Origin of the sequence: Halomonas daqiaonensis, from assembly GCF_900109725.1 — a bacterium.
GTDB classification, from domain to species: Bacteria; Pseudomonadota; Gammaproteobacteria; order Pseudomonadales; family Halomonadaceae; genus Halomonas; species Halomonas daqiaonensis.
The window spans coordinates 20,648-47,134 of the sequence record NZ_FOBC01000007.1; the positions used below are offsets into that span (position 1 = coordinate 20,648).

21 protein-coding genes and 1 pseudogene are annotated in these 26,487 nt (G+C 64.2%); 15 read left to right on the top strand and 7 right to left on the bottom strand.

All coding sequences use genetic code 11. The features are described from left to right. Window positions 1–77: 77 nt before the first annotated feature. The 6 genes from BMY30_RS07030 to BMY30_RS07055 all read left to right on the top strand — a co-directional run bounded on the left by BMY30_RS07030 (window position 78) and on the right by BMY30_RS07055 (window position 7,505). Window positions 78–746: a response regulator gene (locus BMY30_RS07030; protein WP_089712004.1), complete on the top strand. Its 669-nt coding sequence runs from the start codon at window positions 78–80 to the stop codon at window positions 744–746. Further along, on the top strand, window positions 743–2,146 hold the full coding sequence (locus tag BMY30_RS07035) for a sensor histidine kinase (protein WP_089712006.1): 1,404 nt from the start codon (window positions 743–745) through the stop codon (window positions 2,144–2,146). Before BMY30_RS07030 ends, BMY30_RS07035 begins: the two co-directional genes overlap by 4 nt. Beyond that, window positions 2,143–3,183 carry an ABC transporter substrate-binding protein gene (locus BMY30_RS07040; RefSeq protein ID WP_211607273.1) on the top strand — a complete coding sequence of 347 codons (1,041 nt, stop codon included), beginning with the start codon at window positions 2,143–2,145 and terminating at the stop codon, window positions 3,181–3,183. The genes BMY30_RS07035 and BMY30_RS07040 overlap by 4 nt, the downstream gene beginning before the upstream one ends. A 100-nt stretch (window positions 3,184–3,283) precedes the next feature. Continuing rightward, window positions 3,284–4,753, top strand: a complete 1,470-nt coding sequence (guaB, locus tag BMY30_RS07045; protein WP_089712007.1) for an IMP dehydrogenase — start codon at window positions 3,284–3,286, stop codon at window positions 4,751–4,753. 95 nt (window positions 4,754–4,848) lie between these two features. After that, the gene (guaA, locus tag BMY30_RS07050; protein WP_089712009.1) at window positions 4,849–6,426 is read left to right on the top strand and encodes a glutamine-hydrolyzing GMP synthase; all 1,578 of its coding nucleotides are present in this window, start codon (window positions 4,849–4,851) and stop codon (window positions 6,424–6,426) included. A gap of 77 nt (window positions 6,427–6,503) precedes the next feature. Continuing rightward, the gene (locus BMY30_RS07055; RefSeq protein ID WP_089712011.1) at window positions 6,504–7,505 is read left to right on the top strand and encodes a virulence RhuM family protein; all 1,002 of its coding nucleotides are present in this window, start codon (window positions 6,504–6,506) and stop codon (window positions 7,503–7,505) included. Between the two features lie 122 nt (window positions 7,506–7,627). Here BMY30_RS07055 and BMY30_RS07060 read toward each other — a convergent pair whose 3' ends face one another. Then, window positions 7,628–8,014: a HipA domain-containing protein gene (locus BMY30_RS07060; RefSeq protein ID WP_211607275.1), complete on the bottom strand. Its 387-nt coding sequence runs from the start codon at window positions 8,012–8,014 to the stop codon at window positions 7,628–7,630. Between the two features lie 155 nt (window positions 8,015–8,169). On the opposite strand from BMY30_RS07060, the gene BMY30_RS07065 reads away from it, so the two are divergent. The 4 genes from BMY30_RS07065 to BMY30_RS07075 all read left to right on the top strand — a co-directional run bounded on the left by BMY30_RS07065 (window position 8,170) and on the right by BMY30_RS07075 (window position 10,472). Beyond that, window positions 8,170–8,604, top strand: a complete 435-nt coding sequence (locus tag BMY30_RS07065; protein WP_089712013.1) for a hypothetical protein — start codon at window positions 8,170–8,172, stop codon at window positions 8,602–8,604. Window positions 8,605–8,768: 164 nt separating this feature from the next. Then, the gene (locus tag BMY30_RS18460) at window positions 8,769–8,843 is read left to right on the top strand and encodes an SEC-C metal-binding domain-containing protein (protein WP_425283426.1); all 75 of its coding nucleotides are present in this window, start codon (window positions 8,769–8,771) and stop codon (window positions 8,841–8,843) included. 161 nt (window positions 8,844–9,004) lie between these two features. After that, on the top strand, window positions 9,005–9,877 hold the full coding sequence (gene yghU, locus BMY30_RS07070; protein WP_089712015.1) for a glutathione-dependent disulfide-bond oxidoreductase: 873 nt from the start codon (window positions 9,005–9,007) through the stop codon (window positions 9,875–9,877). A 130-nt stretch (window positions 9,878–10,007) separates the two neighbouring features. Next, entirely contained in the window at window positions 10,008–10,472 is a 465-nt protein-coding gene (locus BMY30_RS07075; protein WP_089712017.1) for a DUF2267 domain-containing protein, read from the top strand. Window positions 10,473–10,943: 471 nt separating this feature from the next. On the opposite strand, the gene BMY30_RS07080 is transcribed toward BMY30_RS07075, so the two are convergent. The 3 genes from BMY30_RS07080 to BMY30_RS07090 all read right to left on the bottom strand — a co-directional run bounded on the left by BMY30_RS07080 (window position 10,944) and on the right by BMY30_RS07090 (window position 15,485). Further along, entirely contained in the window at window positions 10,944–12,014 is a 1,071-nt protein-coding gene (locus BMY30_RS07080; RefSeq protein ID WP_089712019.1) for a calcium/sodium antiporter, read from the bottom strand. A 160-nt stretch (window positions 12,015–12,174) separates the two neighbouring features. Then, a complete protein-coding gene (locus tag BMY30_RS07085) occupies window positions 12,175–13,941 on the bottom strand; it encodes a sensor domain-containing phosphodiesterase (protein ID WP_089712021.1) in 1,767 nt (588 codons plus the stop codon). Window positions 13,942–14,057: 116 nt separating this feature from the next. After that, window positions 14,058–15,485, bottom strand: a complete 1,428-nt coding sequence (locus BMY30_RS07090) for a sensor domain-containing diguanylate cyclase (RefSeq protein ID WP_089712023.1) — start codon at window positions 15,483–15,485, stop codon at window positions 14,058–14,060. A 145-nt stretch (window positions 15,486–15,630) separates the two neighbouring features. Between BMY30_RS07090 and BMY30_RS07095 the strand changes: the two are divergent. The 3 genes and pseudogenes from BMY30_RS07095 to BMY30_RS07110 all read left to right on the top strand — a co-directional run bounded on the left by BMY30_RS07095 (window position 15,631) and on the right by BMY30_RS07110 (window position 20,086). Further along, window positions 15,631–17,049: pseudogene (locus BMY30_RS07095) on the top strand (IS1380 family transposase). Window positions 17,050–17,755: 706 nt separating this feature from the next. Continuing rightward, window positions 17,756–19,336 carry a glutamate synthase-related protein gene (locus BMY30_RS07105; protein ID WP_089712027.1) on the top strand — a complete coding sequence of 527 codons (1,581 nt, stop codon included), beginning with the start codon at window positions 17,756–17,758 and terminating at the stop codon, window positions 19,334–19,336. Window positions 19,337–19,525: 189 nt separating this feature from the next. Then, window positions 19,526–20,086: a hypothetical protein gene (locus tag BMY30_RS07110; protein ID WP_089712029.1), complete on the top strand. Its 561-nt coding sequence runs from the start codon at window positions 19,526–19,528 to the stop codon at window positions 20,084–20,086. 30 nt (window positions 20,087–20,116) lie between these two features. Here the strand turns inward: BMY30_RS07110 and BMY30_RS07115 are convergent, their stop codons facing one another. After that, on the bottom strand, window positions 20,117–21,115 hold the full coding sequence (locus BMY30_RS07115; protein ID WP_089712031.1) for an NADP-dependent oxidoreductase: 999 nt from the start codon (window positions 21,113–21,115) through the stop codon (window positions 20,117–20,119). 123 nt (window positions 21,116–21,238) lie between these two features. On the opposite strand from BMY30_RS07115, the gene BMY30_RS07120 reads away from it, so the two are divergent. After that, the gene (locus BMY30_RS07120) at window positions 21,239–22,096 is read left to right on the top strand and encodes an alpha/beta hydrolase (protein WP_089712032.1); all 858 of its coding nucleotides are present in this window, start codon (window positions 21,239–21,241) and stop codon (window positions 22,094–22,096) included. Window positions 22,097–22,331: 235 nt separating this feature from the next. Then, window positions 22,332–24,299: a hypothetical protein gene (locus tag BMY30_RS07125; protein WP_089712034.1), complete on the top strand. Its 1,968-nt coding sequence runs from the start codon at window positions 22,332–22,334 to the stop codon at window positions 24,297–24,299. A 79-nt stretch (window positions 24,300–24,378) separates the two neighbouring features. On the opposite strand, the gene BMY30_RS07130 is transcribed toward BMY30_RS07125, so the two are convergent. Next, complete coding sequence (locus tag BMY30_RS07130) at window positions 24,379–24,690, bottom strand: hypothetical protein (RefSeq protein WP_089712037.1); 312 nt, start codon at window positions 24,688–24,690, stop codon at window positions 24,379–24,381. 369 nt (window positions 24,691–25,059) lie between these two features. Further along, a complete protein-coding gene (gene mltF, locus BMY30_RS07135; protein ID WP_089712039.1) occupies window positions 25,060–26,451 on the bottom strand; it encodes a membrane-bound lytic murein transglycosylase MltF in 1,392 nt (463 codons plus the stop codon). Between the last annotated feature and the right edge of the window lie 36 nt (window positions 26,452–26,487).

A 26,487-nucleotide genomic window follows, 5' to 3' on the forward strand; every position in this document is an offset into this window, starting at 1 on the left:
ATGGCCAGGGCGATGCTAGGCCCGTCACCTTTCATCAACCTGTCACCTTGCCTGTCACTCCCTGAGACATTGGTCGTATGCGCCTGCTGGTCATCGAGGACGATGTACTGATCGCCCGCTCGCTGGAGCAGGCACTGTCTCCCTTGGGCAATACCGTCGAGGTGTTCACCACCCATGGCGAGGGCGCGGCCGCCCTGCGCCACGACCGCTTCGACCTGGTGCTGCTCGATCTCGGCCTGCCCGACGGGAACGGCCTGAGTCTGTTGTCGGCGCTGCGCGACCGCGGCGACACCACCCCGGTGCTGATCCTCACTGCCCGGGACGCCGTCGACGATCGCGTCAGCGGCCTCGACCACGGCGCCGACGACTACCTCGCCAAGCCGTTCTCGCTCGCCGAGCTGGAGGCCCGGGTGCGGGCCCTGTTGCGGCGTAGCCAGCAGCGCAGTGACAACCGGCTGCGTTACGGGACGCTCGTCTTCGATCCGGCCACCGGCGCGGCGACCCTCGACGACGCTCCGCTGGCGCTGCCGCGCCGCGAGCTGCGCCTGCTCGAGGGGCTGCTGCTGCACGCCGGCAGCATCGCCCCTCGCGAAGCCCTGGAGCGGCGCCTGTTCGGCTTCGACGAGGTGGGCTCCAACGCCCTGGAGGTCTACGTCAGCCGGCTGCGCAAGCGGCTCGTCGGCTCCGGGTTTCAGATTCGCACCTTCCGCGGGCTGGGCTACCGGCTGGAGGACGATGCCGGGTGATCGAGGTCACGGGCTCGCTCAAGCGCCGCCTGGCGGTGTGGCTGCTGGTCACCGTCACCGGCCTCGGCGCACTGCTGATGGTCGAGGCCTGGATGAGCACCCACCGGGCCGCCGAGCGGGCCTACGACAGCCAGCTCGAGGCCGCCGCCCTGACGATCGCCGAGGCCGTGCAGTGGCAACAGGGCGAGCCGCTGGTGGAGGTGCCGGCAGCGGCCCTGCAGATACTGGCCACCCGGCACCAGGAGCGGGTCTTCTACGCCGTGCTCGACGCCGACGGCGAGGCGGTGTCCACTAACCTGCCCTTCGCCATCGAGCCGGCCTGGCGCGAACAGGTGACCAGCGCGCCGATGGCGCTCACCACCCGCCTCGACGGCGCCGCCTGGCGGCTCTACGGCCGCGAGTATGACTCGGCAGGCTGGGTCTCCCAGGAGCCGGTGCAGATCTGGGTAGGGCATACCCGCGGCGGGCGGGTGGCGCTGGCCGATGAGCTCTTCGAGCGCACCCTGACCCGCTTCGTGGCCATGGTGCTGCTGGCCGGCGTGCTGATGGCCCTGGCCCTGCGGGTGGCGCTCGGCCCGATGCGCCGGCTGCGTCGTCAGCTGCGCCACCGAGACGCCGACGACATGCGCCCGCTCGATGCCCGGGTGCCCGAGGAGATGCGTGAGCTGGCCCAGACCCTTGACCACCTGTTCGCCCGCCAGCGCCAGAGTCGCGAGGAGCTGCTGCGCTTCACCGCCGACGCCAGCCACCAGCTCAAGACACCGCTGGCCGGGCTGCAGAGCACCAGCGAGTTGGCGCTGCAGAGCGAGGACCCGGCCGACTGGCAGGCCGCCCTGACGGCGGTGCACGAGGGGGCCGGGCGCACCAGCCGCCTGGCCGGCCAGTTGCTGAGCCTCGCCCGCCTGCGCCACCTAGGCGAGGCCGACGCGGTGGCGCCTTTGGACCTCGCCGCTGTGCTGCGCGAGACCGTGCTGGAGTGGGCCGGGCGCGAGGTGGCGCGCCACCATGACCTTGGGCTGGCTGAGCTGCCCGACGGCCCGCTGTGGGTGTGCGCCGAGGGCTGGGCGATCCGCGAGCTGCTCGGCAACCTGATCGACAACGCCCTGCGCTACACCCCGCCGGGCAGCGTGATCACCCTCGGCGTGGCGGTCCACGGCGACGAGGCGGTGCTCTTCGTCGAGGACGACGGCCCGGGCGTGCCGGCTGATACCCGCGAGCGGCTGCTGCAGCCCTTCGAGCGGGGCGGGCGCCAAGATACCGACGGCTCCGGGCTGGGTCTGGCGATCGTCGACTCTATCGCCCGGGGGCTCGGCGGTCGGCTGACGCTGGGGACTTGCAAGCCTCACGGCCTGGTGGTGAGACTTCACCTGCCCCTGTGCGATCCCAAGGAGACTCCATGACGCGATGGCGAGTCGGTCTGCATCTGGTCCTGCTGGCGATGCTGCTGGCAGGGGCCGCCCCGCTGCACGCGGCGTCGACGCCGCTGGTGGTTGAGGCGGCGCTTGACCGCGAGGTGGTCGCACCGCTGCTCGACGCCTTCCGCGCCGCCCATCCCGACATCGCCCTGGACTTCCGCGACCGCTCGACCCTGGAGGTTGATGCGCGGATCGGCGAGGCCGACCCGGCGCCGGACGTGGTGATCAGCTCGGCGATGCCCTGGCAGATGGCGCGGGTCAACCAAGGCTACGCGCGGCGGCTGGATTCGCCGGCGGCGCGGCGCTGGCCAGCCTGGGCCAAGTGGCGCGACGAGGTGTTCGGCTTCACCTTCGAACCCATCGTCATGGCCTACCGGCTCGATCTCTCGCGCCACATGGCGCCGCCCCAGACCCACGCTGACCTGTACACCCTGCTGACCACCGAGCCGGGCAAGCTCGAGGGCAAGGTCACTGGCTACTCGCCGTTCAAGAGCGGGGTGGGCTACACGCTCTACCAGCAGGACGCCCGCTACACGCCGCGCTTCTGGGACCTGGTGGCCGGCATGGGGCGGGTGAACGCCCAACTCGAGGGCAGTACCCGGGCGATGCTCGAGGGGCTGAGTGAGGGGCGCTACTGGCTCGGCTACAACCTGCTCGGTTCCTACGCTATGCTCTGGGCCCAGCAGCACCCCGAGGTGATCGTGCAGGTACCTCGGGACTACGCGCTGGTAATGATGCGCATGGCCTTCATCCATCGCGACGCGCCGCATCCGGTGGCCGCCGAGGCCTTCGTCAACTTCCTGCTCGGCCGCGAGGGGCAGCGGGTGCTGGCCGGCCAGACCACGCTGTTCAGCGTGCGCCCGGACATCGTCGGGCCCTACACGGCGGCGCGGCTGCGCGATCAGGTGGGCGAGCGGCTCTTCCCGATTCCCCTCAGCGCCTCGCTACTGGCCTTCGTCGATCCCCAGCGCCGCGCCGCCTTCCTGGCGCGCTGGCGCCGCGAGTTCCGCCGCGCTGAGTGACGGGGGCCGGCCACGACTCGCATTGCCGGCCCCCGGTCGTGGTCGCTATAATGGGGGATTAACTTTCCTCCCTCCCACCAGTTCACTGGGTGTCGCCGCAATGCTACGTATGGCCCAAGAAGCGCTTACGTTCGATGACGTATTACTCGTACCCGGGTATTCCGATGTCCTGCCCAACGACGTCAGCCTCAGGACCCGCCTGACCCGCGACCTCTTCCTGAACATCCCGCTCGTCTCCGCCGCCATGGACACCGTCACCGAAGCCCGACTGGCCATCGCTATGGCCCAGGAAGGCGGCATCGGCATCATCCACAAGAGCATGACCATCGCCCACCAGGCCGCCGAGGTGCGCAAGGTCAAGAAGCACGAGAGCGTGATCGTCAAGGACCCCGTCACCGTGGGGCCCGATGCCAAGCTGGCGGACCTGCTGGCGATGGCCTCCGAGCACGGCTTCTCCGGCTTCCCGGTGGTGGAGGGCGAGACCCTGGTGGGCCTGGTGACCCAACGCGACATGCGTTTCCAGCCCAACCATGGCGACAGCGTGGCCGACATCATGACCCCCGGCGAGAAGCTCGTCACCGTGGCGGTGGGCACCGGGCTCGACGTCATCAAGGGCAAGATGCAGGAGCACCGTGTCGAGAAGATGCTGGTGGTGGATGATGACTTCCGCCTGCGCGGCCTGGTCACCTTCCAGGATATCGAGAAGGCCCGCACCTTCCCCTATGCCGCCAAGGATGCCGACGGCCGCCTGCTGGTCGGCGCCGCCGTGGGCACCGGCCCCGAGACACCGGATCGGATCGCCGCGCTGGCCGAGGCCGGCGTGGACGTGGTGGTGGTCGACACCGCTCACGGCCACTCCCGGGGCGTGATCGAGCGGGTGCGCTGGGTGAAGGAGCACTTCCCGCAGGTCCAGGTGGTAGGCGGCAATATCGCCACCGCCGAGGCCGCCCAGGCGCTGGCCGAGGCCGGCGCCGACGCCGTCAAGGTAGGCATCGGCCCCGGCTCCATCTGCACCACCCGCATCGTCGCCGGGGTGGGCGTGCCGCAGATCACCGCCGTCTCCAACGTGGCCGCGGCGCTGGTGCCCTACGACATTCCGCTGATCGCCGATGGCGGTGTGCGCTTCTCCGGCGACCTGGCCAAGGCCGTGGCCGCCGGTGCCAGCACGGTTATGGTCGGCGGACTGCTGGCCGGTACCGAGGAGGCCCCGGGCGAGATCGAGCTCTATCAGGGCCGCACCTACAAGGCCTATCGCGGCATGGGTTCCATGGGCGCCATGTCCCAGACTCAGGGCAGCGCCGACCGCTATTTCCAGGACAAGAGCGAGGGCGCCGAGAAGCTGGTGCCGGAAGGCATCGAGGGTCGCGTGCCCTACAAGGGCATGATGAGCGGCATCGTCCACCAGCTGATGGGCGGCCTGCGTGCCTCCATGGGCTACACCGGCTGCCGCGACATCCAGGAGATGCGCACCAAGCCGCAGTTCGTGCAGATCACCGGGGCCGGTTTCGCCGAGTCACACGTGCACGACGTGCAGATCACCAAGGAAGCCCCCAACTACCGCGCGGGCTAACGCTAGCTTGAAGCCGGAAGCTTGAAGCTGGAAGTGGCCGCGCCGCTTCCAGCTTTCGTGTTTCCGGGCCGTTCGCCTCTCAAAGGAAAGGCCTGATGACAGACATTCACGCCCACAAGATCCTGATCCTCGACTTCGGCTCCCAGTACACCCAGCTCATCGCCCGCCGGGTGCGCGAGATCGGCGTCTACTCCGAGGTTCGCGCCTTCGATATCACCGAGGCCGAGATCCGCGAGTACGCGCCCAACGGCATCATCCTCGCCGGCGGCCCGGAGTCGGTCACCCAGCTGGACTCGCCTCGCGCACCGCAGTGCGTGTTCGAGATGGATCTGCCGGTGCTGGGCATCTGCTACGGCATGCAGACCATGGCCGAACAGCTCGGTGGTGCCGTCGAGGGCTCCCACGTTCACGAGTTCGGCTACGCCCAGATCCGCATCGATGAAGAGACCGCGCTGTTCCGCAATATCTCGGACCACATCGACCACGAGACCGGCAGGAACCTGCTCGACGTCTGGATGAGCCACGGCGACAAGGTTGCCCGGATACCGAGCGAGTTCACCGTTACCGCCTCCACGCCGAGCTGCCCCATCGCCGCCATGGCCTGGGAGGAGAAGCGCTTCTATGGCGTGCAGTTCCACCCCGAGGTGACCCACACCCTGCAGGGCCTGCGTATCCTCGAGCACTTCGTGCTGGAGATCTGTGGCGCCGAGCGCCTCTGGACCCCGGCCCAGATCATCGAGGATCAGATCGCTCGCGTTCGCGAGCAGGTGGGCGACCGACACGTGCTGCTCGGCCTCTCCGGCGGCGTGGACTCCTCGGTGGTGGCGGCCCTGCTGCACAAGGCCATCGGCGACCAGCTGGCCTGCGTGTTCGTCGACAACGGCCTGCTGCGCAAGGCCGAAGGCGAGCAGGTGATGGAGACCTTCGCCCGCCACATGGGCGTGAAGGTGATCCGCGTCAACGCCGAGCCGCTGTTCCTCTCCAAGCTCGAGGGCGAGGCCGACCCCGAGGCCAAGCGCAAGATCATCGGCAACACCTTCATCGAGGTGTTCGACGAGGAAGCCAGCAAGATCGAGGGCGTCGACTTCCTGGCCCAGGGCACCATCTACCCCGACGTGATCGAGTCCGCCGCCGCCAAGACCGGTAAGGCCCACGTGATCAAGTCACACCACAACGTCGGCGGCCTGCCCGAGACCATGAAGCTCACGCTGGTCGAGCCGCTACGTGAATTGTTCAAGGACGAGGTGCGCAAGCTCGGCGTCGAGCTCGGCCTTCCCTACGACATGGTCTACCGCCACCCCTTCCCGGGGCCGGGCCTGGGCGTGCGCATCCTTGGCGAGGTGAAAAAGGAGTACGCCGATATCCTGCGCGAGGCCGATGCCATCTTCATCGAAGAGCTGCACAAGGCCGACTGGTACCACAAGACCAGCCAGGCCTTCGCCGTTTTCCTGCCGGTGCGCTCCGTCGGCGTGGTCGGCGACGCCCGCCGCTACGAGTGGGTGATCGCCCTGCGTGCCGTGGAGACCATCGACTTCATGACCGCCCGCTGGGCGCACCTGCCCTATGAATTGCTGGAGACCGTCTCCAACCGCATCATCAACGAGATCACCGGCGTCTCTCGCGTCACCTACGACGTCAGCAGCAAGCCGCCCGCGACGATCGAGTGGGAGTGATCATTCCGCCGTGCTAGTCTTCAGGAAACCCGCCCGCGTGGCGGGTTTCCTGTCTCCGAGATAAGGAGGGGAATCGCATGGATGCCAGCGAACTGATTCTTTACCAGACCGATGATGGTCGCACCGCCATCCACCTGCGCACCGAAAGCGGCACCGTCTGGCTGACCCAGGCGGAGATTGCCGAGCTATTTGCGACCACCAAGCAGAATGTCAGTACTCATTCTCGTAACATATTGAATGAAAGCGAGTTATCAGAGGCTTCAGTTGTAAAGGAATCCTTTATAACTGCCTCTGATGGAAAGCGCTACCGTGTCAAGTGGTACAGCCTGCCGATGATTCTGGCGATCGGCTATCGCTTGCGCTCGCCTTGCGGCACTCAGTTCCGCCAGTGGGCCACGGCCAACCTCAGCGAATACCTCGTCAAGGGCTTCGTCATGGACGACGAGCGTCTGAAAGAGCCCGGCGGTTGGGACTATTTCGATGAGCTGCTGGCACGCATCCGTGACATACGCGCGTCGGAGAAGCGCTTCTATCAGAAGATACGGGACCTCTTCACTCTGAGCAGTGACTACCGAGCCGATGACCGGGATGCACCGATTTTCTTTGCCGAGGTGCAGAACAAGCTCCTGTATGCCGTTACCGAGCAGACTGCCGCCGAGATCGTCGTCAATCGGGCCGATGCCGGGGCGCCCAACATGGCGCTTACCACCTGGCAGGGGGCGCGGGTGCGCAAGCAGGACGTCACGGTGGCCAAGAATTACCTGACAGCTGACGAGATCGATACCCTGAACCGGTTGGTGGTGATCTTCCTCGAACAGGCGGAGCTGCGTGCCAAGCAACGCAAGGATCTGACACTGGATTACTGGCGTCAGAATGTGGACCGCCTGCTGGAATTCAACGACAGTCCCATTCTCGAGGGAGCAAGGAGTATCAGCGCGGAACAGGCGAGAAGTGTTGCTCATGAACGTTACGAACTGTTCGATACCCAGCGCCGACAGAGTGACGCTGTCGAAGCCGATCTTGAGGACTTGCGGTCGCTGGAAGCCTTGGAACAGCAGGTCAAGCGGGATAAGAAGTGATGAACGGTAGCACCAATCGGCCATCACTGGTCGAGGAAACCTTGCTGACCTGGTTTCATCGTCTAATCGAGGCGTGGCAGTGGGGGACATAGCCTCATTCCCTCTTCAATTGATGTCAGGTTTTAGCCATGGCCCACTGCCCAACGCGCTGGCATCTTTGTGCAGTTGCTCAGCAGTCGTCGTTGCAACCCCTCCAGCAGTGTCAGTTCGGTGCCTTGATGGGCTTCTGCTCCCAAGGTGGTGAAGGTTTTGTCGATGGCCGCCGGCATCCTTTCGGCGACTTCGAGCCCCTGGTACAGGAAGTAGCGTGGCTGGAACCGCATCGAGCGGGCCAGCGTTTCCAGGTGGGAACGCTCGATGCTGCCGGGGCGATCCTCATCGGCGATGCGAAACGCAAAGCGACGCGAGAGGCCGCTGTAAAGCGTCGTGCTCATCAGGTCGTGGAACGGCGCTAACCGTGGCCCGTCGTCGATATAGAGGATGGCGAGGTTCTTGGCTTGGCTGGGCACAGGCTTGACGTACGGAGCCCAAGCCACGCAGCAAGAAGCGAGGAAAGTCCCTCATTTCTCTGATGCCCCATCCTTTGACCAGCGCGGAAAAGACTGCATACGCTTTGGGTATGATCAGCATGCACTGCACACTTCCAGATTGAAGGATATCGTCTATGCGTTTGATTCCCACTATCGCAGGTGCGGCACTCCTTGCCTTTGCGCTTCCGACATTTGCCCAGACGTCAGATGAAAACATTCGTTCTGACCAGAGCCAGGGCGCGATGGATACGGAAGGCCTGCAGCCTGGCACCTACGCCGAAGGCCAGGGAGCGATGGATTCGGAAGATCTTCAGCCTGGTACCTTCTCGGAGGATCGGAGCGCCATGGATTCGGAAGGCCTGCAGCCCGGCACCTACTCGCAGGATCAGGGCGCCATGGATTCGGAAGGCCTGCAGCCTGGTACCTTCTCGGAGAATCAGGGCGCCATTGTGCCGGAGGTTCTGCCGTCTGGCTCGGACGATCTCGGCGACAACCCGGACGGTACGACGTCCCCCGGTGACGGCTCGAGCGCAATGCCCGATCGGAACGGGCGGGAACGCAACGAGTGAAGCGGCATCGGCGGTCAGGCCCTCGGCAAGGCCTCGCCCAACTCGGCCGCCCTCCTGGAGAACTTGCCACATTCTGGAGGCAGTTTTACATGTCGCCAGACAAGGGCTATCGGTGACCTGATGTAACCTGCTGCCCATCGTTGCCGAAGTGAAGGCTCACTCTCATGACACATCCCGACCGCAAGACCTGCCCCTGTGGCAGCGAGTGCAAGTTCAAGGCTTGCTGCGGCCCGGTCTGAGAGCCGGGATTACGTCGACCGGCGGCGGAGAGGGTCGGCAGCATCGGCCGGCGGACTCGCGGATGAAGGCTTGAGGGGTTATCGTCGGAGACATCGATTCTTTCGCTTGCTGCGCGCCGGCGCAGGATGATCATCCCTTCATCCGCCATTCAGGAGGTTTCATGAGCCAGGATAACGAGTACGTTCCGCCGAGAGTGTGGACCTGGGAGAAGGCCAGCGGTGGCACCTTCTCCAGCATCAACCGCCCGATCGCCGGGCCCACCCATGACAAGGAATTGCCGGTTGGCAAGCATCCCTTCCAGCTCTACTCCATGGGTACGCCCAACGGTGTGAAGGCCACGATGATGTTCGAGGAACTGCTGGCACGAGGCCACGAGGGCGCTGAGTACGATGCCTGGCTGATCCGCATCGGCGAGGGCGACCAGTTCGGGAGTGGCTTCGTCGAGATCAATCCCAACTCCAAGATTCCGGCGATGGTCGATCGCAGCACGCCCGAGGCAATCCGGGTGTTCGAGTCGGGCGCGATCCTGCTCTACCTGGCGGAGAAGTTCGGTGAGTTCCTGCCTGATGACCCGGTTGGGCGCACCGAGACACTGAACTGGCTGTTTTGGCAGATGGGCAGCGCGCCCTTCGTCGGTGGCGGCTTCGGTCACTTCTACGCCTACGCACCGGAGAAGCTGGAGTATCCCATCGACCGCTATGCCATGGAGACCAAGCGCCAGCTCGACGTGCTCGATCGCCGCCTGGCCGAGACGCGCTACCTGGCGGGCGATACCTACACCATCGCCGACATCGCCAGCTGGCCCTGGTACGGCCAGCTCGCCCTGGACCGGCTCTACGACGCTGGCGAGTTCCTTCAGGTGGAGAAGTACCAGAACGTGCAGCGCTGGGCCCGCGAGATCGATGCCCGCGAGGCGGTGCAGCGTGGGCGCATGGTCAACCGCACCTTCGGCGAGCCGGAAATGCAGCTCCACGAGCGCCACGACGCCAGCGACTTCGAGCTGCGCACCGAGGACAAGCTGGCGGGCGAGTAAGGGCCACGACTGATAGGCTGCTGCCTGCGAGCCGAAACGCCCGGCCGGTGCCGCGTCGGGGACACGACCCCTCGTTGCGATACGGCCGGATCGATCATTCGACCAACGACAATCGAGGAGAGATTCCGCTATGGGCCATCACGGCAAGTCTGAGGAAGAGCTTCAGAGAGAACGTGAGGTGCGCCATGAGGGGCACCTCGAGACCACCTACAAGACATTCATCAACGAACTGTGCCTACCCGGCGACCTGCGTCAGGACGAGGCCGAGTGCGCCGCCGTGGCAGTGCTGTGTACTCTGGAGAGTCGCATCGAGCCCGAGGAATCGCAGGACATGGAAGCCCAGCTTCCCCAGAAGCTTCGGGAGCTGCTGGCGCATTGCCGACATGGCAAGGAGGAGGCACCGCAGCGGTTCGGAAAGAAGACCTTCCTCGAGCGGATCGCGGCGGATCTCGATGTCTCCGCTGAGGAGGCGGAATCGCTGACGCGCCGGGTCTTCACCACGCTGCGCGACCAGATCAGTGACGGTGAGATCCAGGATGTCGAGGGCCAGCTTCCCCCGGATATTGCCGACCTGTGGCGCGCCCCGCCGGTGTGAGATGGGATAGACCCTCGTTAACCTCCCTTGTATGCCCTGTAAGGTGGCCAGTTCCCTGGCGTTGAGCGAATACGACGATAAGCAGGATCTGGACCTGATGGCGCTTCTCTGCCGGGAAAACACCTGGCGATACAGGAGCTGGAACAGGAACCGGTGCTGGGGCACTCAGCGCCGGTTTCGAACCAAGAATTCCATGGCGGGCCTGGCCAAAGCTCGCCTATGATGCATGCAGGTCCCCTTCCGGAATACGATCATGATCCAGGGCATCGTTATCTGCTTTGCCTTTCTCTTCGCCCAATTGGCTGTACTGCACTATATCGACCTTCGCCTCGCCCCACCGGCAGATTCCGCCACGTCTGCGACGTCCAGCAGTGACCCCGAATCCGATAGTCCTGGGTGATAGTTCTAAGCGATAGTTCTGAGTGTTAGTCCTGGGAGATTCTCCCGAGTGATCGTGGCAGAACAGTGGGCTCAGACGACCCTGCCAGAGCGGCGCTTCAGCTCTTGCAGGCTGAGAATCGCCAGCGTCAGGAGCGTGAGAGGGAGCACGAAGTACAGCATGACCCCGGTGAACCCGGCTAGCGCATCATGTTGGGTTGTCGCCAGGATCAGGTAGAGGGTGTAGGCGATGTAGTAACCCAGCAGCAAGGCCCCCTCCCAACGCTGGATGACGCCACCGGTGAAACAGATCGGCAGGCAGGCCACTGCGACGGCCAGCATCACGGGAATGTCGAAGCTGATCATGGCGGGAGGCACCGTGATGCCGGACGAGGCGATCAGGCTGCTCACCCCCAGCACGCCGAGAATGTTGAACACATTGCTGCCCACCACGTTGCCCACGGCGATATCCCGCTCGCCACGCAGGGCAGCGATCAGCGAGGTCATGACCTCGGGCAGCGAGGTGCCCGCCGCAATGATGGTCAAGCCGATCACCTGCTCGCTGACGCCCAGATAACTGGCGAAGGTTACCGCTCCCTCGACAAGCCAGCGGGAGCCAAGCACCAGCAGGGCCAGGCCTGCCACCACTAGCACCAGGTTGACCACCCAGGCGTTGCTGGCCGGAGGCGTGCTGTCGCTCTCGGCCGTTGTGTCCAGGCGGGAACGGGCATTCTGGTAAAGCAGAAAGGCAATATAGGCGACCAGCCCCGCCGCCAACAGCAAGCCATCCAGGCGGCTGAGCTGTCCGTCCAGCACGAGCAGCAACAGTGCCGCCGAGAGGGCGACCATCAAGGGGATATCGAAACGGATCAGCTGCTGAGCGACCACCAGAGGCGTCACCATGGCCGAAAGCCCCAGGATAAACAGCACGTTGAAGATGTTGCTGCCCACAACGTTACCCATGGCGATACCCGCCTGGTCCGCCAGGGAGGCCTTGATGCTGACCGCCAGCTCTGGCGAGCTGGTGCCGAAGGCCACGACCGTCAGGCCGATGACAAGCGGAGAGATACCGAGGCGGGCCGCCAGCCGTGAAGCGCCGCGAACCAACATTTCAGCGCCTACCAGCAGGAAACAGAGCCCCGCCAGGAACGTGATATAGATCATGCCTTCTTCCCCAGTGGTTTAGTCCCACCGCCTATTATGTGATGGGACTGAAAGCTAGCGTCACCCTGTGTGCCTGATGGCTTCGGAACTCATGGGATTGCCGAGACAACAACCCGCGGCCGTTTCCTCGAGGATCCGACAGGGATACCGCGCTGTGCGGTCAGCCGACCCGCGCCGCCCCCTTACTGCCAAGCCAGGTTTCGAAGGTGTCGGGCAGGAGGGGTTTGGCGAACAGATAGCCCTGCACCTCGTTGCAGCCCAGTTGGCCCAGGTAGGCGAGGGCGGCCTCGCTCTCCACCCCTTCGGCGACGACGCTGTAACCCAGGTCATGGGCCATGCCGATCATCGACGCCACCAGGGTCCGGGTACGTGCATCCTCACCCAGGTGGGTGATGAAGCCCCGGTCGATCTTGACGATATTGGCCGGAAGCTCATGAAGGTAGGAGAGGCTGCTGTAGCCGGTGCCGAAGTCGTCGATGGCGATCAGGATACCCGCTTCGGTCAGGATGTCGAGCTGGGAAACCGCTGCCTGACCCTTGCCGATCAGGGCGCTCTCGGTCACTTCCAGTTCGATGGCGTCGGTGGGTAAGTTAGCTTCGCGGAGCTCAGCGAGCACCCGCTGGGCGAAATCGGCTTCCTCGAGGTTGGTCGCCGACACATTGATCGAGATTCGCAGTTTTCTGCCCTGTCGGTGCCAGAGGGCCGCCTGGCGGATTGCCCGGTGGACCACCCAGGCCGTCAGCGAACGGGCCATGGGAGTGTTCTCGATCAGCGGGATGAATTCCGCAGGAGAAACCTCGCCCAGGACGGGATGTCGCCAGCGCAGCAAGGCCTCGGCGCCTTGGCAGACTCCTGTCTTCACGGAAACGCGTGGCTGGAAGACCAGGTAGAATTCGTCGTCACTCTCCAGGGCCCGGCTCACATCGGAGAGCAGCATGATGCGACGCTGGAAAGAGTCGTCCAGTTCCGTCGAGAAGAGGCCGGCCCCCTCGCCCATATGGCGAGCGTCCAGGCTGGCGGCATGGGCGCTGCGCAGGATATCGGAGACCGTCATCTCGCCTAGCCGGAAGGTGGCGATGCCTACGACCGGCCGCACCAGCACCGGCACCTCCCGAGCCGACTCGAGCGCCATCAGGTCCTCGCGCAAGCGCAGGGCATGCTCGATCAGGCGCTCGTCGCTGTCCGCCGACACGAGATGGACGAACTGGCCGCTGCCAAGATGATAGAGCTTCGATTCGCTGCCGATGGCTTCCTGAAGGCACTGGGCGGATACCCGGGCCAACTCGTCCAGGAATGCAGGCCCCATGGTGCGGTGCAGTATGCTCAGTTCGCTCGCTTCGACCACTTCGGTGAAGAGGGCGACCCTTTGCTCGCCGGGGGCATCGAGGGTCAGGTCCTGGAGGCCCTCGTCGAACTGGCCACGATTCGCCAGGCCCGTCAGGGAGTCGACCCTGCCGAAGGCATGCTGGAGTTCGATCTGCGACATGACCATGGCGGCGAGGTCGACCAGTGTCACCTTCTCCTGCTCGGTGACCTCACGCGGCTCGGTACCCAGGACACACATGGCCCCCAGGGTATAGCCCTCCCGGGTCGTCAGTGGCGCGCCGGCATAGAAGCGGATGCCCGAGTTGGCCAGATGGCTCTCCCGGTAGCAGCTCGAGGCCAGCATATCGTTGATGATCACGACCTGGGAGGAAGTAGACACGTCAGCACAGGGCGCCTTCTCGCGGGGGATCTCGCAGTGATCGACCCCAACCCTCGACTTGAACCACTGGCGATCGGCATCCGTCAGCGACACGGCAGAGATCGGCAAGCCGAACAGCTGGCTGGCCATGCGGGTGATGCGATCGAAGCTCTCGCTGGGGGAAGTATCGAGGATATTGAGTTGCTGAAGCGCGAAAAGGCGTGCCTGCTCAGGATTTTTCATCGACGTAGAGTGGCCTCGTGGAGGGAGAGGCAGGCAAGATACCTTCGAGAAAGTCAGGTATCCAATGAATCCGGGCTATGGATATCATCAATCCAGACGGGCCTGCCCGGGCGCCGTTACCAGCGAACTGCCACACGGTTTCTGCCCTCGTGCTTGGCCTGGTACATGGCGGCATCGGCCCGCTGAGTGACGGTCTCGATGTTCGCATCGGTCGGCTTGAAGCCGGTAACGCCGATGCTCACCGTGAAGTGGAAGGGCAACTCCTCGGCCTCGATGGTGGCCTCGGCAATCTGACGAAGCAGGCGCCAGGCGATGGTCTGGGCTTCCTCTTGGGTCATGCCGGGCATGATTACCATGAATTCCTCCCCGCCATTGCGACACGGCAGGTCGCTATTGCGCAGGTTGACTCGCAGGGTATCCGCCAGTAGCCGCAGGCCCTTGTCACCTTCGGCATGACCCAGGGTATCGTTGATGGTCTTGAAGCGATCGATGTCGATCATCAGCAGGGCCGCCTGGAGTTCCTCTTCCTTTACCGCTCTGGCGACTCTCCTGGCGGATTCCTCGAAGGAGCGCCGATTGGCCAGCCCGGTCAAGGGGTCGGTGCTGGCCTTGCGGACCCAGTCGGCCTCCTGCCGCCTCTGCCGGGTGATGTCGCGATACACCCAGAGGTGACCATGGTACTGGTTGGCGACGAACAGGGGCGTATATGAGCGCTCCAGGAAGCGGCCATCCGCCATGGTCAGCAGGTCGCGAGCCTGCTTGCTCCGTTCCATGATGAGTTCCTCGATGCGCGCCATGAAGCCTTCCGGTTCGGTGAAAAATCCCTTCGAGGACTGGGCGGCCTCCCGGCAGTCCATGCCCACCAGGGCTTCTGGCGGCGCCTCGATGGCGAAGAGGTCGCAGAAGGCTTGGTTGACCATGACAACCCGGCGATTCTCGTCCTCGAGGAGCAGGCCCACGTCGAGGCCCTCGATGACTACTTCCAACTGATGCTTGGAGACGCGTTGAGCGGTCTCGAGTGTCTTGCGCTCCGTGATGTCGAATTCGCCCATCACGATCATCGGCAGGCCCGTCTTGGGGTCGGTGGCGAGGCAAAGATCGACATGATGCCAGCGCTCGCTATCGCGGAGTTGCATGATCGTATCCAGTGAGCATCTCTGCTCGTCCTTCAACTGCTCCAGGATCTGCCCGGCGAAGTCGTGATCCGTGAAGCAAGCCTTGAAGGAGGTCAGGCCTCGGCGGGCTTCGAAGGCGGCCGGGTTGCGCATCAGCAGGCGCCCATGCCCGTCGAACACCGAGACCATCATGGGCGTGTGCCTCACGGCCTCCAGGGCGCGCAAGCTGGAGGCATCCAGAGATATCTCGCTTTCGAGCCCCTCGATGAGCATGCCGGTTCGTCCGTCACCCATGACGATACCGCTGCAGCGACAGTGCATCGAGACAGCCTGACCGCCGGGGTAGAAGCTCCAGTGCTCGTCGATGACCTCGCCCTCTGCCAGGCGAGGGAGATAATCCGCCAGGCGTCGCCGTGTCGCCTCGCTCATCGTTGAGGAGAAGTCACGGGCATAGAGTTCATATGGCGTTTCCGCCCCCCAGAGTTTCAAGGCGGCGGTATTGGCGTAGTCCCGCCTAATTCACCGGGCTGACGTAGAAATGAAGATGGCGAGTGGATTACCTTGTAGAATCAGGATGTTCCAGCCAGAACACGATTCAAGAGGACCACTCGCCATGGGTGAAAGCTTATCCACCTGGACTCCCTCCTGCAACGGGTCCATCCGCGTCGAGATGAGCGGTCAGCGCACCAGCAGCGATAGCGGTGCTCTGCTGCTGCGCGAAGCGCTCGACAACAGCGGTGTCATTGACGCGCTGGAGGACCATCTGGCCGATCGCCGCGACCCCCAACGCGTCCGCCATTCACTGGCCAGCTAAGTTCGTACCGTGGTGCTGCAACGGGCCATGGGCTGGATCGATCTCAGCGATACCGACACGCTGCGACGGGATCCGGTCTGGCAACTGGCGTGCAGCGATGCGCGGGGGACAACGCCATTGGCGCAGGACCGACCGTCTCAAGCCACGCTGTCGCGCTTGCTGACGTGCCTTGGACACAACGACAACATCGATATCGTGCACGAAGGCCTGCTGCGGCTGGCCATCTGGCGCTTGACCTCGCTGAATGGCGGCGAGCGCCCCACGCAGCTGACGCTGGACATCGACGGCCTGCCGATCGAGGTCCACGGCCATCAGGGCGGCTCGGCCTACCATGGTCATGTCGGCGCACGGATCTATTCGCCACTAATTGCCTCGCTGGCCGAGACCGGCGACATGGTCGGTGGCTTGCTGCGCGAGGGCAACGCCGGCCCGGCCGAGAACGCCGACACCTGGATTCCGCACCTGGTGCGTCGGCTCAACGAGAGCACCGGCGCCAGTGTTCGGGTGCGCATTGATGCGGGCTTCACCAACAACGACACGCTGGAAGCCCTGGAAGAGCGCGGCATCGAATACCTGGGACGGCTGCGCAGTCACTCAGGCCTCCAGAAGCTGGCGGCGCCGTACCTGAAACGGCCTCGAGGCCGCCCGCCCGAGCAACCTCGGGAGTGGTGCCACGATCTTGAGTATCAAGCCGGTTCCTGGCCAACGCCACGCCGCGTGGTGCTGGTGGTGCAGGAACGCCCCGATGATCTACTGCTGCATGCCTTCTTCCTGGTCACCAACCTCGGCAAGTTCGACTGGCCACCGCAGAAGGTCCTGGCGCTCTACCGCAAGCGCGGTAGCGCCGAGGCCCACATGGGTGAGGTGAAGTCGGCGCTCGACGTGCACCTCTCCTCGACGGATCGTGGCGCCTCCACCGTCCAGGACGTGATGGCCCGCAACGAGGTGAGTCTGCTGCTGAGCCTCTGCGCCTACCAAGTGCTGCATGGCCTGCGTTGCCTGCTGGTCAGGCAAACCCGACAGGGGTGGAGCCTGATGCGGATGCGCGAGCAGGTGCTCAAGGTCGCGGCGACGTTATCGCTGCACGCTCGGCGCATCACGGTTCACCTCGGCGATGCCGCTGACAAATGGTGGCCCACCTTGCTGAAGGGACTGCCGAGGCTGACGGCTCTGGCCTGACACCCGGCAACACCACAACGCACGCATCAGGAAAGGCGACCACCACGAAGGTCGACGGACACGGCTGCGCCGACGCTCGACATTGATGCTTATAAGCTATGGATAACTGCTTTTAAATCCAAGTAGGGAATAAATCATCCAGCGATCAAGCGGCTCGATGACGTTGAAGCGGATCGGGGCCGGCAACACCTCGGTTCAACCCCCGCATTCGGCACCCTGATGAATGAGGGGGGGGTAGTGCATCCGCTCTTGCTCGATATCGAAGATCCAGACCGGGGTCTGGAGCCGATCGAGAAGGGGGTCGTGGCCGCGGATAGCCGACTGGGAAGCGTTATGAAAGGAGGTCATGAGAGGCAGGATCTTGGTGGTTGCCGCAGTATCCGCCATCTCTGGTCAATCAGCGCGGATTCCCGTTGTTACAGAGTTGTAACTTTACCATCCAACGGCCAGTACATCAGCCACCTTGTGCCGCAGACTTTGGTACCCCGACGTTGGTCGTCATCTTGTCCAGCGCGTCATGGGTGCTGTCGGAGGGTTGATGGCGCGCGAGGGCGACTCGTCGCCTGCTGTGTCACCATGACCGGCAGGATGTGTGCCAGGAGAGTCGAGGGCCTTGCGCCTCAGGGTGTCGAAAGCAGGCACCTGACACACCATCGCGCCGGGTTGCCCGTGTCGCCGGCGCCAAACCGACCAGGAGTGAGTCCTCATGAGCAATCCCATTATCGCCGACAACAAGCCCGCCAAGGTGACCCTGACCAAAGGCAAGGAGTACGCGTTCTGCCGCTGCGGGCGTTCCGCCGACCAGCCGTTCTGCGACGGTTCCCACGCCGGCACCGGCTTCACGCCCAAGAGCTTCGTGGCGAAGAAGGATGGCGAGGCCGTGCTCTGCCAGTGCAAGCACACCGCCGATGCGCCCTTCTGCGACGGGACTCACAAGAAGTTCGATGACGACCAGGTGGGCAAGGAGGCGCCCGACGAGGCGAAAGACGCCGCTGACGAGGGCCCGGAGGCGAAAGATGCCTCCGACAAGGCCCCGGAGGCAGAGGCCACCCGGGAAGAGCCTACGGTGGCATTCATCCACGAGTTGGCCCGGGAAGGCTTGAAGAAGATGGGCCCCCACGGCCCGACCACCGCCATGGGGGTGCCGCGACACACCCTGCCGCACTGGGACGACCTGCAGATCATGGCCGCCCAACTGGCGACCCAGCCGCTGATGGAGGATGCCGAGGTCGCCACCGAGCTGGTCATCGGCCCGGAGGCAAGGAAACCGCTGACCCTGAGCATGCCGCTGTTCGTCTCGGACATGAGCTTCGGCGCCCTCTCCGAGGAGGCCAAGATTGCCCTGGCCCGCGGCGCCGAGCTGGCCGGTACCGGGATCTGTTCCGGAGAAGGTGGCATGCTGCCGGAGGAGCAGCAGGAGAATTCCCGCTACTTCTATGAGCTGGCCAGCGCCCAGTTCGGCTACCGGGAGGAGTTGCTGGAAAAGGTCCAGGCCTTCCATTTCAAGGGCGGGCAGGGGGCCAAGACCGGCATTGGCGGCCACCTGCCGGGTAACAAGAACACCGGCAAGATCTCCCAGGTGCGCGGCATCCCGGAAGGTGAACCCGCGACCTCGCCTCCCACCTTCCAGGACCTGCACTCGGTGCAGGATTTCCGGCACTTCGCCGACCGGGTGCGGGAGGTAACCGGTGGCATTCCGGTGGGCTTCAAGCTCAGCGCTAACCACATCGAGCGGGATGTCCAGTTCGCTCTCGATGCGGGTGCCGACTATCTCATCCTCGATGGCCGCGGCGGGGCCACCGGGGCGGCGCCGGAGCTCTTCCGCGACCATATCAGCGTGCCCACCATTCCGGCCCTGGCGCGCGCCCGTCGCCATCTGGACGAGCAGGGCGCCAGTGGCCGGGTCACCCTGATCGTCACCGGCGGGTTGCGGGTGCCGAGCGACTTCGTCAAGGCCATGGCCCTGGGAGCGGACGGCATCGCCATCGCCAACAGCGCCATCCAATCGATCGGCTGCGTGGCCGCCCGGATCTGCAACACCAACAACTGTCCGGCCGGCGTCGCCACCCAGCGGGAGGACCTGCGCCAGCGGCTGAATGTCGACAAGTCCGCGCACCAGCTACAGAATTTCCTCGAGGCCTCCGTCTCGCTGATGCAGGTCATGGCGCGGGCCTGTGGCCACGATAGCCTCTCCAAGTTAAATCGCGAAGACCTGGCCACCTGGCATCGCGAGATGGCCCTGCTGAGCGGGGTTCGGTATGCGGGCGTGCTAGACCCGCGCGGCTGAGGGCGGAAACCCCGATCTGCATGCTGATGGCGTGAGGAGGTGTCAGCCCAGGGGACCCTTGCATCACGAAGGTTCTGTCATCCGCGGCGGGAGGTCCGGAGGGTAGCCGACGGGCACCCTGCCGCATGGTGGACCCTGGGCATGTCGACTATCGTCAAGGGAGGGAGCAGGGTTCTGAGAGGTCGCATCATGGAGCGCATCCGGCATATCCATGCCATCACCAAGCGCCTGATCGTCATGACGACGGTGGCGGTTGCCGTGCTGGGAGGGGTCTTCGCGCTGACCTTCTTCTTCAATCAACGGTTTCTGGTGACCTGGGCGGTGCCCCTGTGCGGCATCATCGGGGGGTTCGTCAGTATCCAGCAACGTCTGAACAAGGTTGCGGACGAAGAGCTCGCCTTGCTGAATGCCTCCTGGTTCCAGATCCTGCTGGTGCCCATCTTCGGCGGGGTGTTCGCCCTGGTGCTCTATCTGGTGTTCCTCTCCGGCATCGTATCGGGCGATCTCTTTCCCGCGTTCTCGTTCCCGAATCAGGACGATATCGAAGAGGGCGAGGATTTCATGCTGCACATCTTCCAGAAGACCTACCCGAGCTCCGGGCCGGATCTGGCCAAGCTGCTGTTCTGGTCGTTCGTGGCGGGCTTTTCGGAACGCTTCGTGCCCCAACTGATCAGTACGGTCACCTCGTCGGTGTCCGAGGTATCCGGGGTGAGCGAGAGAGACGAGCGGGATGACTCGGCAGAGCGCTGATGGGCTTCTCGCCCATCAGCCAGGGGTCGTTCAGAGCCGTACCAGCATCTTGCCGGTGTTGGCGCCCTCGAACAGCGCCAGGAAGGCGCCCGGAGTGCGCTCGAGTCCCTCCTCGACGGTCTCCTCGTAGTCGATCTCGCCCTTGGCGACCCGCGGGCCAACTTCTTTCAGGAAGCTTGGATAGTCGTCCCAGTGATCGAAGATGATGAAGCCCTGCATGCGCAGGCGCTGGATCAGCACCATGGCCAGGTTGCTCGGCCCCGGCTCCGGCTTCTCGGCGTTGTAGCGGGCGATCATTCCGCATACGGCGATGCGACCGCCGATCCGCAGGGTGTTGAGGGCCGCTTCGAGGCAGACACCGCCGACGTTCTCATAGTAGACATCGAAGCCCTCCGGGCAGGCCGATTTGAGCGCCTCGGTCAGCTGCTGGGTGTCCCTGTCGCGGTAGCTGACCGCCTTGATGCCGTGGGATTCCAGCCACTCGAGCTTCTCGGGCGCCCCGGCGATGCCGACCACGGTGCCGCCCTTGGCCTTGGCCAGCTGCACGGCCAGTGAACCCACCGCACCGCTGGCGGCGCTGACCAGCACGTTGTCGCCGTCGCGCATCTCGGCGATCCGGTTCAGGCCCGTCCAGGCGGTCATGCCCGGCATGCCGAGCACGCCGAGGTAGGCCTGCTCCGGGACCTCGATGCTCGGCAGCGACTCGACCTGGTCGCCCGGCAACTGGGCGATGTCCCGCCAGCCGGCCATGTGCCGGACCTTGTCGCCCACGGCCAGGCGGGAGTCCCGCGACTCGATCACTTCACCCACTGCGGCGCCTTCCAGCGGCTCACCGATGACGAAGGGGTCGATGTAGGTCTTCACGCCGCTCATCCGCCCGCGCATGTAGGGGTCCACCGACAGCCAGGTGTTGCGGATTCGCACCTCGCCCTCGGCCAGGTCGGATAGCTCGGCTTCGTGCAGCTCGAACAGCTCGCGCCCCGGCGTGCCCTGGGGGAAGTCGTTGATGGTGAAGTAGCGTGATTGCATGCTGTCCTTCCTTGATGTCGCGGAAAATCCGACCAGTCTAGGGTAGATGGCGGGTCGCAGGCCAATTGCTGCTGCCGTGGCTGGACTAGGCTGGTGGATGAGCCGCGGATCGCGAGGATGCCGATGAGTGATTTCCATCCCCTGTTGCGCCTGTTCCTCTGGCTGCTGCTGGCCTACGCCATGCTGGTGATGGTGGCCTGCGCCTTCCAGGGCCGGTTGCTCTATCAGCCGCATGCGGGCGGGCGTGAATATCTTGCCACTCCGCAAGATCGCGGGCTGGAATATGAGCCGGTCACCCTACGAACCGACGATGGTCTGCGCCTGGCTGCCTGGTGGGTGCCGGCTCGGACGGCACGGGGCAACCTGCTGTTCCTGCATGGCAATGCCGGCAATATCTCCCACCGCCTGGACTCGATCGAACAGTTCCATCGCCTGGGACTTTCGGTGCTGATCCTCGATTACCGCGGCTACGGGCAAAGCGAGGGTAGCCCCTCGGAGGCGGGCACGGCCCTCGATGCTCGGGCCGGTTGGCGCTGGTTGCGCGAGACGGCCGACCTGGCACCCGATGAGATCGTGGTGTTCGGTCGTTCGCTGGGGGCCGCCGTTGCCGCAGGGCTGACTGCGGAGCTGCAGGACGACTCGCGGCCGGTGGCCCTGATACTCGAATCGCCGTTCCGTTCGGTTCCAGAGCTGGCCCAGCGGCTCTATCCCATCCTGCCGGCCCGTTGGCTGTCGCGGTTCGACTATGACACCGTCTCCCGTGTGGCGAAGGTCCAGGCCCCGTTACTGGTGATCCACAGCCGGGAGGATGACATCATCCCCTTTGCCGAGGGCGAAGCCGTCCACGCGGCGGCGTCGGAACCCAAGCGAATGCTGGAGATCAGCGGGGGGCACAATACCGGCTACCTGGAGAGCGAGCCACGCTATCTGCAAGGAATCGATGCCTTCCTGACCGAGGAGGCGGGGCTGCCCCGGGAGTGAAAGTGTGCACAGCCATCCAGCTTTGTATACCGTGTTGAGGCCTCCGCTGCTGCACAGCACCGGAATGTTCGATCCTCTTCATCTGTTCCGTTTTGTCGGGCCTCGCCAAGGTATCATAGCGCTATCCGGAAGCTCGACCACGCCCTCACTATCGAATGGCAGGGTGGCTGAAGCGGAAAATCAGACCCTATAGCGGGTCGAAACGATGAGTCGAAAGTCAAGGAACCATGGCGTCATGAATACCCATAACCCCGCCGACGATATCCATCCCCTGGCCGAGCAGTTCGATGCGGCACTGACGCGTTTCGAGTTGGCCCGTCAGCAGGAGCCCAAGCCGCCCAGGGCCGAGGTGCTCGAGGCGGCCAGGATGCTGATGGCTACCCCCGGAGGGCTGGATGCCCTCTATGGCCGGGTGGCCGCGATCGAGGCCGCTGGGGTCTTCGTCCACAGCGACTGGGGACAACCCGCCATCCTTCAGCCTGCCCTGGCCGTGCGAACGCTGCGACAGGGGGATCCGGGCTATACGGTCATCGAGGCCTTGAGCGAGATCCGCTTGCTTGCCGTGGTAATGGGCGATTACTTCCACCCCGGTATCTCCGCCGAGCAGGCACTGAATTTCCTCACCCAGGTGATGGCGCTGAACCTGGACCTGCTGTCCGGGCAGATGACCGAAGCCGACCGCGAGCGTCCCAAGGAGCTGGGCGTCATCGTCCACTCCCTCTACGAATACCAACTGGATCGACTGGGCTACGAGAGCATCCTCGAGAGCCTGGTGGGCGAGGTCCAGCGGCTGCTGGCCCAGCGCCCGGTCCAGACGGACAGCATCAAGGAGATGATCAGCCAGATCGCCCTCTGCCTGTTCGATCCCGAGATCGACACCGACGGCATGCACAGCGCCGCTCGCCTCGTCAGTGCCCTCTTCGGCCCGACCAAAGGATGTCGCGAGGATCCGGGGCTGGCGGTCTATGCTCGGCGCCTGGGGACCATGGACGACGCGACCCTGGCCGAGGAGGCGGCGGATTTCGCCCGGGCGATGCACGAGACCGGCCTGGTGTCGCCCTATCACCCTCTCTTCCTCCGCCATCTGCGCCATCAGCGCGATGACCTCATCCCCGCAGCCCTGGGGTTGAGCATGACCGGCATCGATGTGCTGCAGTGCTACAGCCAGCTGGTGCATGCCCTGATTGACGAGGCGGTGTTTCCGGAAACCAGCCAGGCGGTCTATGGCCTGGCCATGTTGCTCGAGCGAGGTGCGCTCTTCTCGCATCCCGTCGCTTCGGGGCTGTGGCGCCAGATCACCCTGAAACTCTCCGTCGAGACCTCGGACAAGCTGGCCACCGTCTTCGGCGAGGCGCAGCCTCCCCGAGTCTTCCTGCTCGCCGGGGTACTCAGCCTGCTGGGTCAGCCACTGGGGGTGGGGCAGGGCAACAATCCCACCTGCCAGTCGGTGATCGGGATTTCCATGTGGGCCGACAATGACGCCGATTACTTGCTGCAACTCGTCGCCTGGGCCGCGCGCGACGATGAGATCCTCCAGCGCTTCGAAGGCGAGCGGGTCTCCTCCCGGGGGCTGGAGGCGGGGCTCGCCAAGGAACCGCCGCTGGACGTGGATCCCGTGTCACTGCTATTGGTGCCGCATCTCGATCGCATCTACATCGAGATGGGCCGCTTGTGCGGTGAGCGTGACGATGACCTGCACCGCTGGATCAATCCCGAATTCTACGGCTGGTGGGTGGGTTACGGCTTTCGTGTCGTGGTCGATGTGCAGACCGGCCAAATCGAGGATTATGCGGCCTTTCTTCGTGACTTCTACGCCTGCTATCACCCCTACTACAACGGCAACCTGCCGGTGATTCATCCCCAGCCCGCGGGGATCGCCGTCACCGATAGTGCCGCACGCCTGGTCGGTCGGCATGCGATCACCATCTTGCGGGTGGCGCTGGATTCGGACGGCGAGATGCGTGTCTACTTCTACAATCCCAACAACGACAGCGGCCAGGACTGGGGCCAGGGAATCCATTGTGCGACCCAGGGTAACGGCGAACGCTACGGAGAGGCCTCCCTGCCTTTCGCCGAATTCGCCTCGCGAGCCTATGTGTTCCATTTCGATCCGCTGGAACTCGGTGACACAGAAGCGGTTCCGGAAGGGGAGGTGGCGCGCGTCATCGAACTCGGGCTCACCAGCTGGGCGGCGGATCTGTAAATCGGCGTAACGAAAACACCCCATTCGACCTGAGGCCGAATGGGGTGTGGTGACTGCACTTGCAGGTACGGTCACGGCCTCAACGCTGAGGCGCTTCCTCGAACAGCTCTGCCTTGGCATCACGCATGACGTCTTCGCAGGCGGCCTGATGGGCGAGTTGGGTGAGCAGGCTCTGGGTCAGGGCGAAGCCCTTCTCCAGGCAGGTGTCGACATCCTCACGGCTCACTTCGGGGGTGACGTTGCAGTCAATCTTGATCGTTCTTCCACCACCATCCAGCTTGTCGGCGAATTCCCGAAAGCGCCAGGCGATTCGCGCCTTCCAGCTGGCTGATTCTTCCACGCCCTCGTTTACGCTAAACGTGCACTGCCATTCCGGTTTGTAGACCTTCATGAGAACCTCCCGTGCTGGCTTGAAAGAATGATCGATCGTGTTTTCTGCTCCGTATCTGAAGATGTTGCACAATCATCATACAGCCTTTCTGCGTTCGGGATAGTGCTCCAGGCACGTCAGTGAGACTCGTCAGTCAAGGTAGGCGGCGAAGGCCTCGAAGGCGGCCCGCTGAAAGTGGGCCCGGTCGGCCCAGCACTGCAGCACGTAGTGGTCGAACGATTGGAATTGCGCTTTTGGGGTAGTCATTGCGATTGCCCTCCTCAGGGGATTGCACTACCACCATAGGCGCTTTTGTTGCAATGCAGCAAGGCGTTTTTTGTGTTTCCCCGAGCGTGCCTTCTCATGGATCACAAACGATGGCCGTTGCGCTCATCCCCCCTCAGTCGATGACGTTTCCACCGCAGCGCTGATCACGTCCTGGTAGTTGCGAATCCGCTGGACGTAGTGCACCGGTTCGTAGCCCCGTGCATAGCCGTAGCGGGTCTGCGGGTAGTAGCGCTTGTCGGCCTTGAGTGGGAGCACTTCTTCCATGTCTTCCCAGGAGTCGGGATTCTTGCCGAGCTCCCGGGCCAGTTCCCGGGCATCGAGCACATGACCGCGACCGATGTTGTAGCTGGCCAGGGCCAGGTAGGTGCGGTCTGGCTCGGGGATATCGTCGGGCAGCCGTTCATGACGGTCGGCGAGATATCGTGCCCCGCCGTCGATGGCGGCGGCAGGATCCAGGCGATTGTCGACCCCGAGGGACTTTGCGGTGTTCTGGGTGAGCATCATGATGCCACGCACCCCGGTGGGCGAGACGGCCTGCGGGTCCCAGTGTGACTCCTGGTAGGAGAGTGCCGCGAGCAGGTCGGCGGGCATGCCGGTCTGCTCCTCGGCCTCCAGGAAGAGGTCGAGGTAATCGGGCAGGCGCTCATCAATCCGGTCATTGAGGGCCCGCAGATCGACGAAATCGAAGTCGTCGATATAGTCGTAGTAGCGGTGTTCTACCGTAGCGAGGGTCTCCTCACCCTCGGCGCTCTCCATCCATTCATTAGCACGCGCGGCGAGGTCGTCCTGTCCCTCGGCCAGGTACCAGCCCAGCCGCGCGTTGCCGGTCAAGTTCATGGCGATTTCCAGGTGGGGAAAGTGCCGGCGCACCACCTGAACGATATTGGAATCGGCCACGGTACACTCCAGTGTCTTTTCGGCCACCCTGGCGAGGAGAATCTCGGTGGTGCGCGGATCTTCCTGAAAGCGGATGCCGGTATACTCGTTGACCAGTGACTGGAGCCTCTCCGAATAGCTTGATCCTTCAGTGACCCGGATCTCGACGTCCGCCATCTCGTCGAGCTGATGCGGCAAGGGACGCATGTCGCGGTGGCAGACCAGTTGCTCGACGATATCGGTATGGGCAGGTCCCTGACTGAACCTGGCATCGCGAGAGGGGAGGTGAGTCAGGCCCGCGGCGGCGAGATGGGACTCGCCCTGGGCCAGGGCTTCGAGGACAGCAGCGGTGGAGTCATGCAGTGTCCATTCCACCTCCCAGCCATTGGCCTCGGCGAAGCCCTCGACCAGGTCGTGCTCTGGCCCGGCCGGGATTTCTTCCCGGTCGAGGTAGTAGGTGGTGGCCGCGTTGCGGGTGGCCACCTTGAGGACGCCAGTCTCTTCCGGGAGTGCCAGGCTTGATGTGGGTTCCGGATTTTCGGTCTGGTCACAGCCGGCAAGCACAAGAAAACCGGTGGCCAGCAGCAGGGTGACGATAAACAGACGGGACCGGGACATGAGATAGGTATCCTGATCGGATGAGTGAATCGTGCG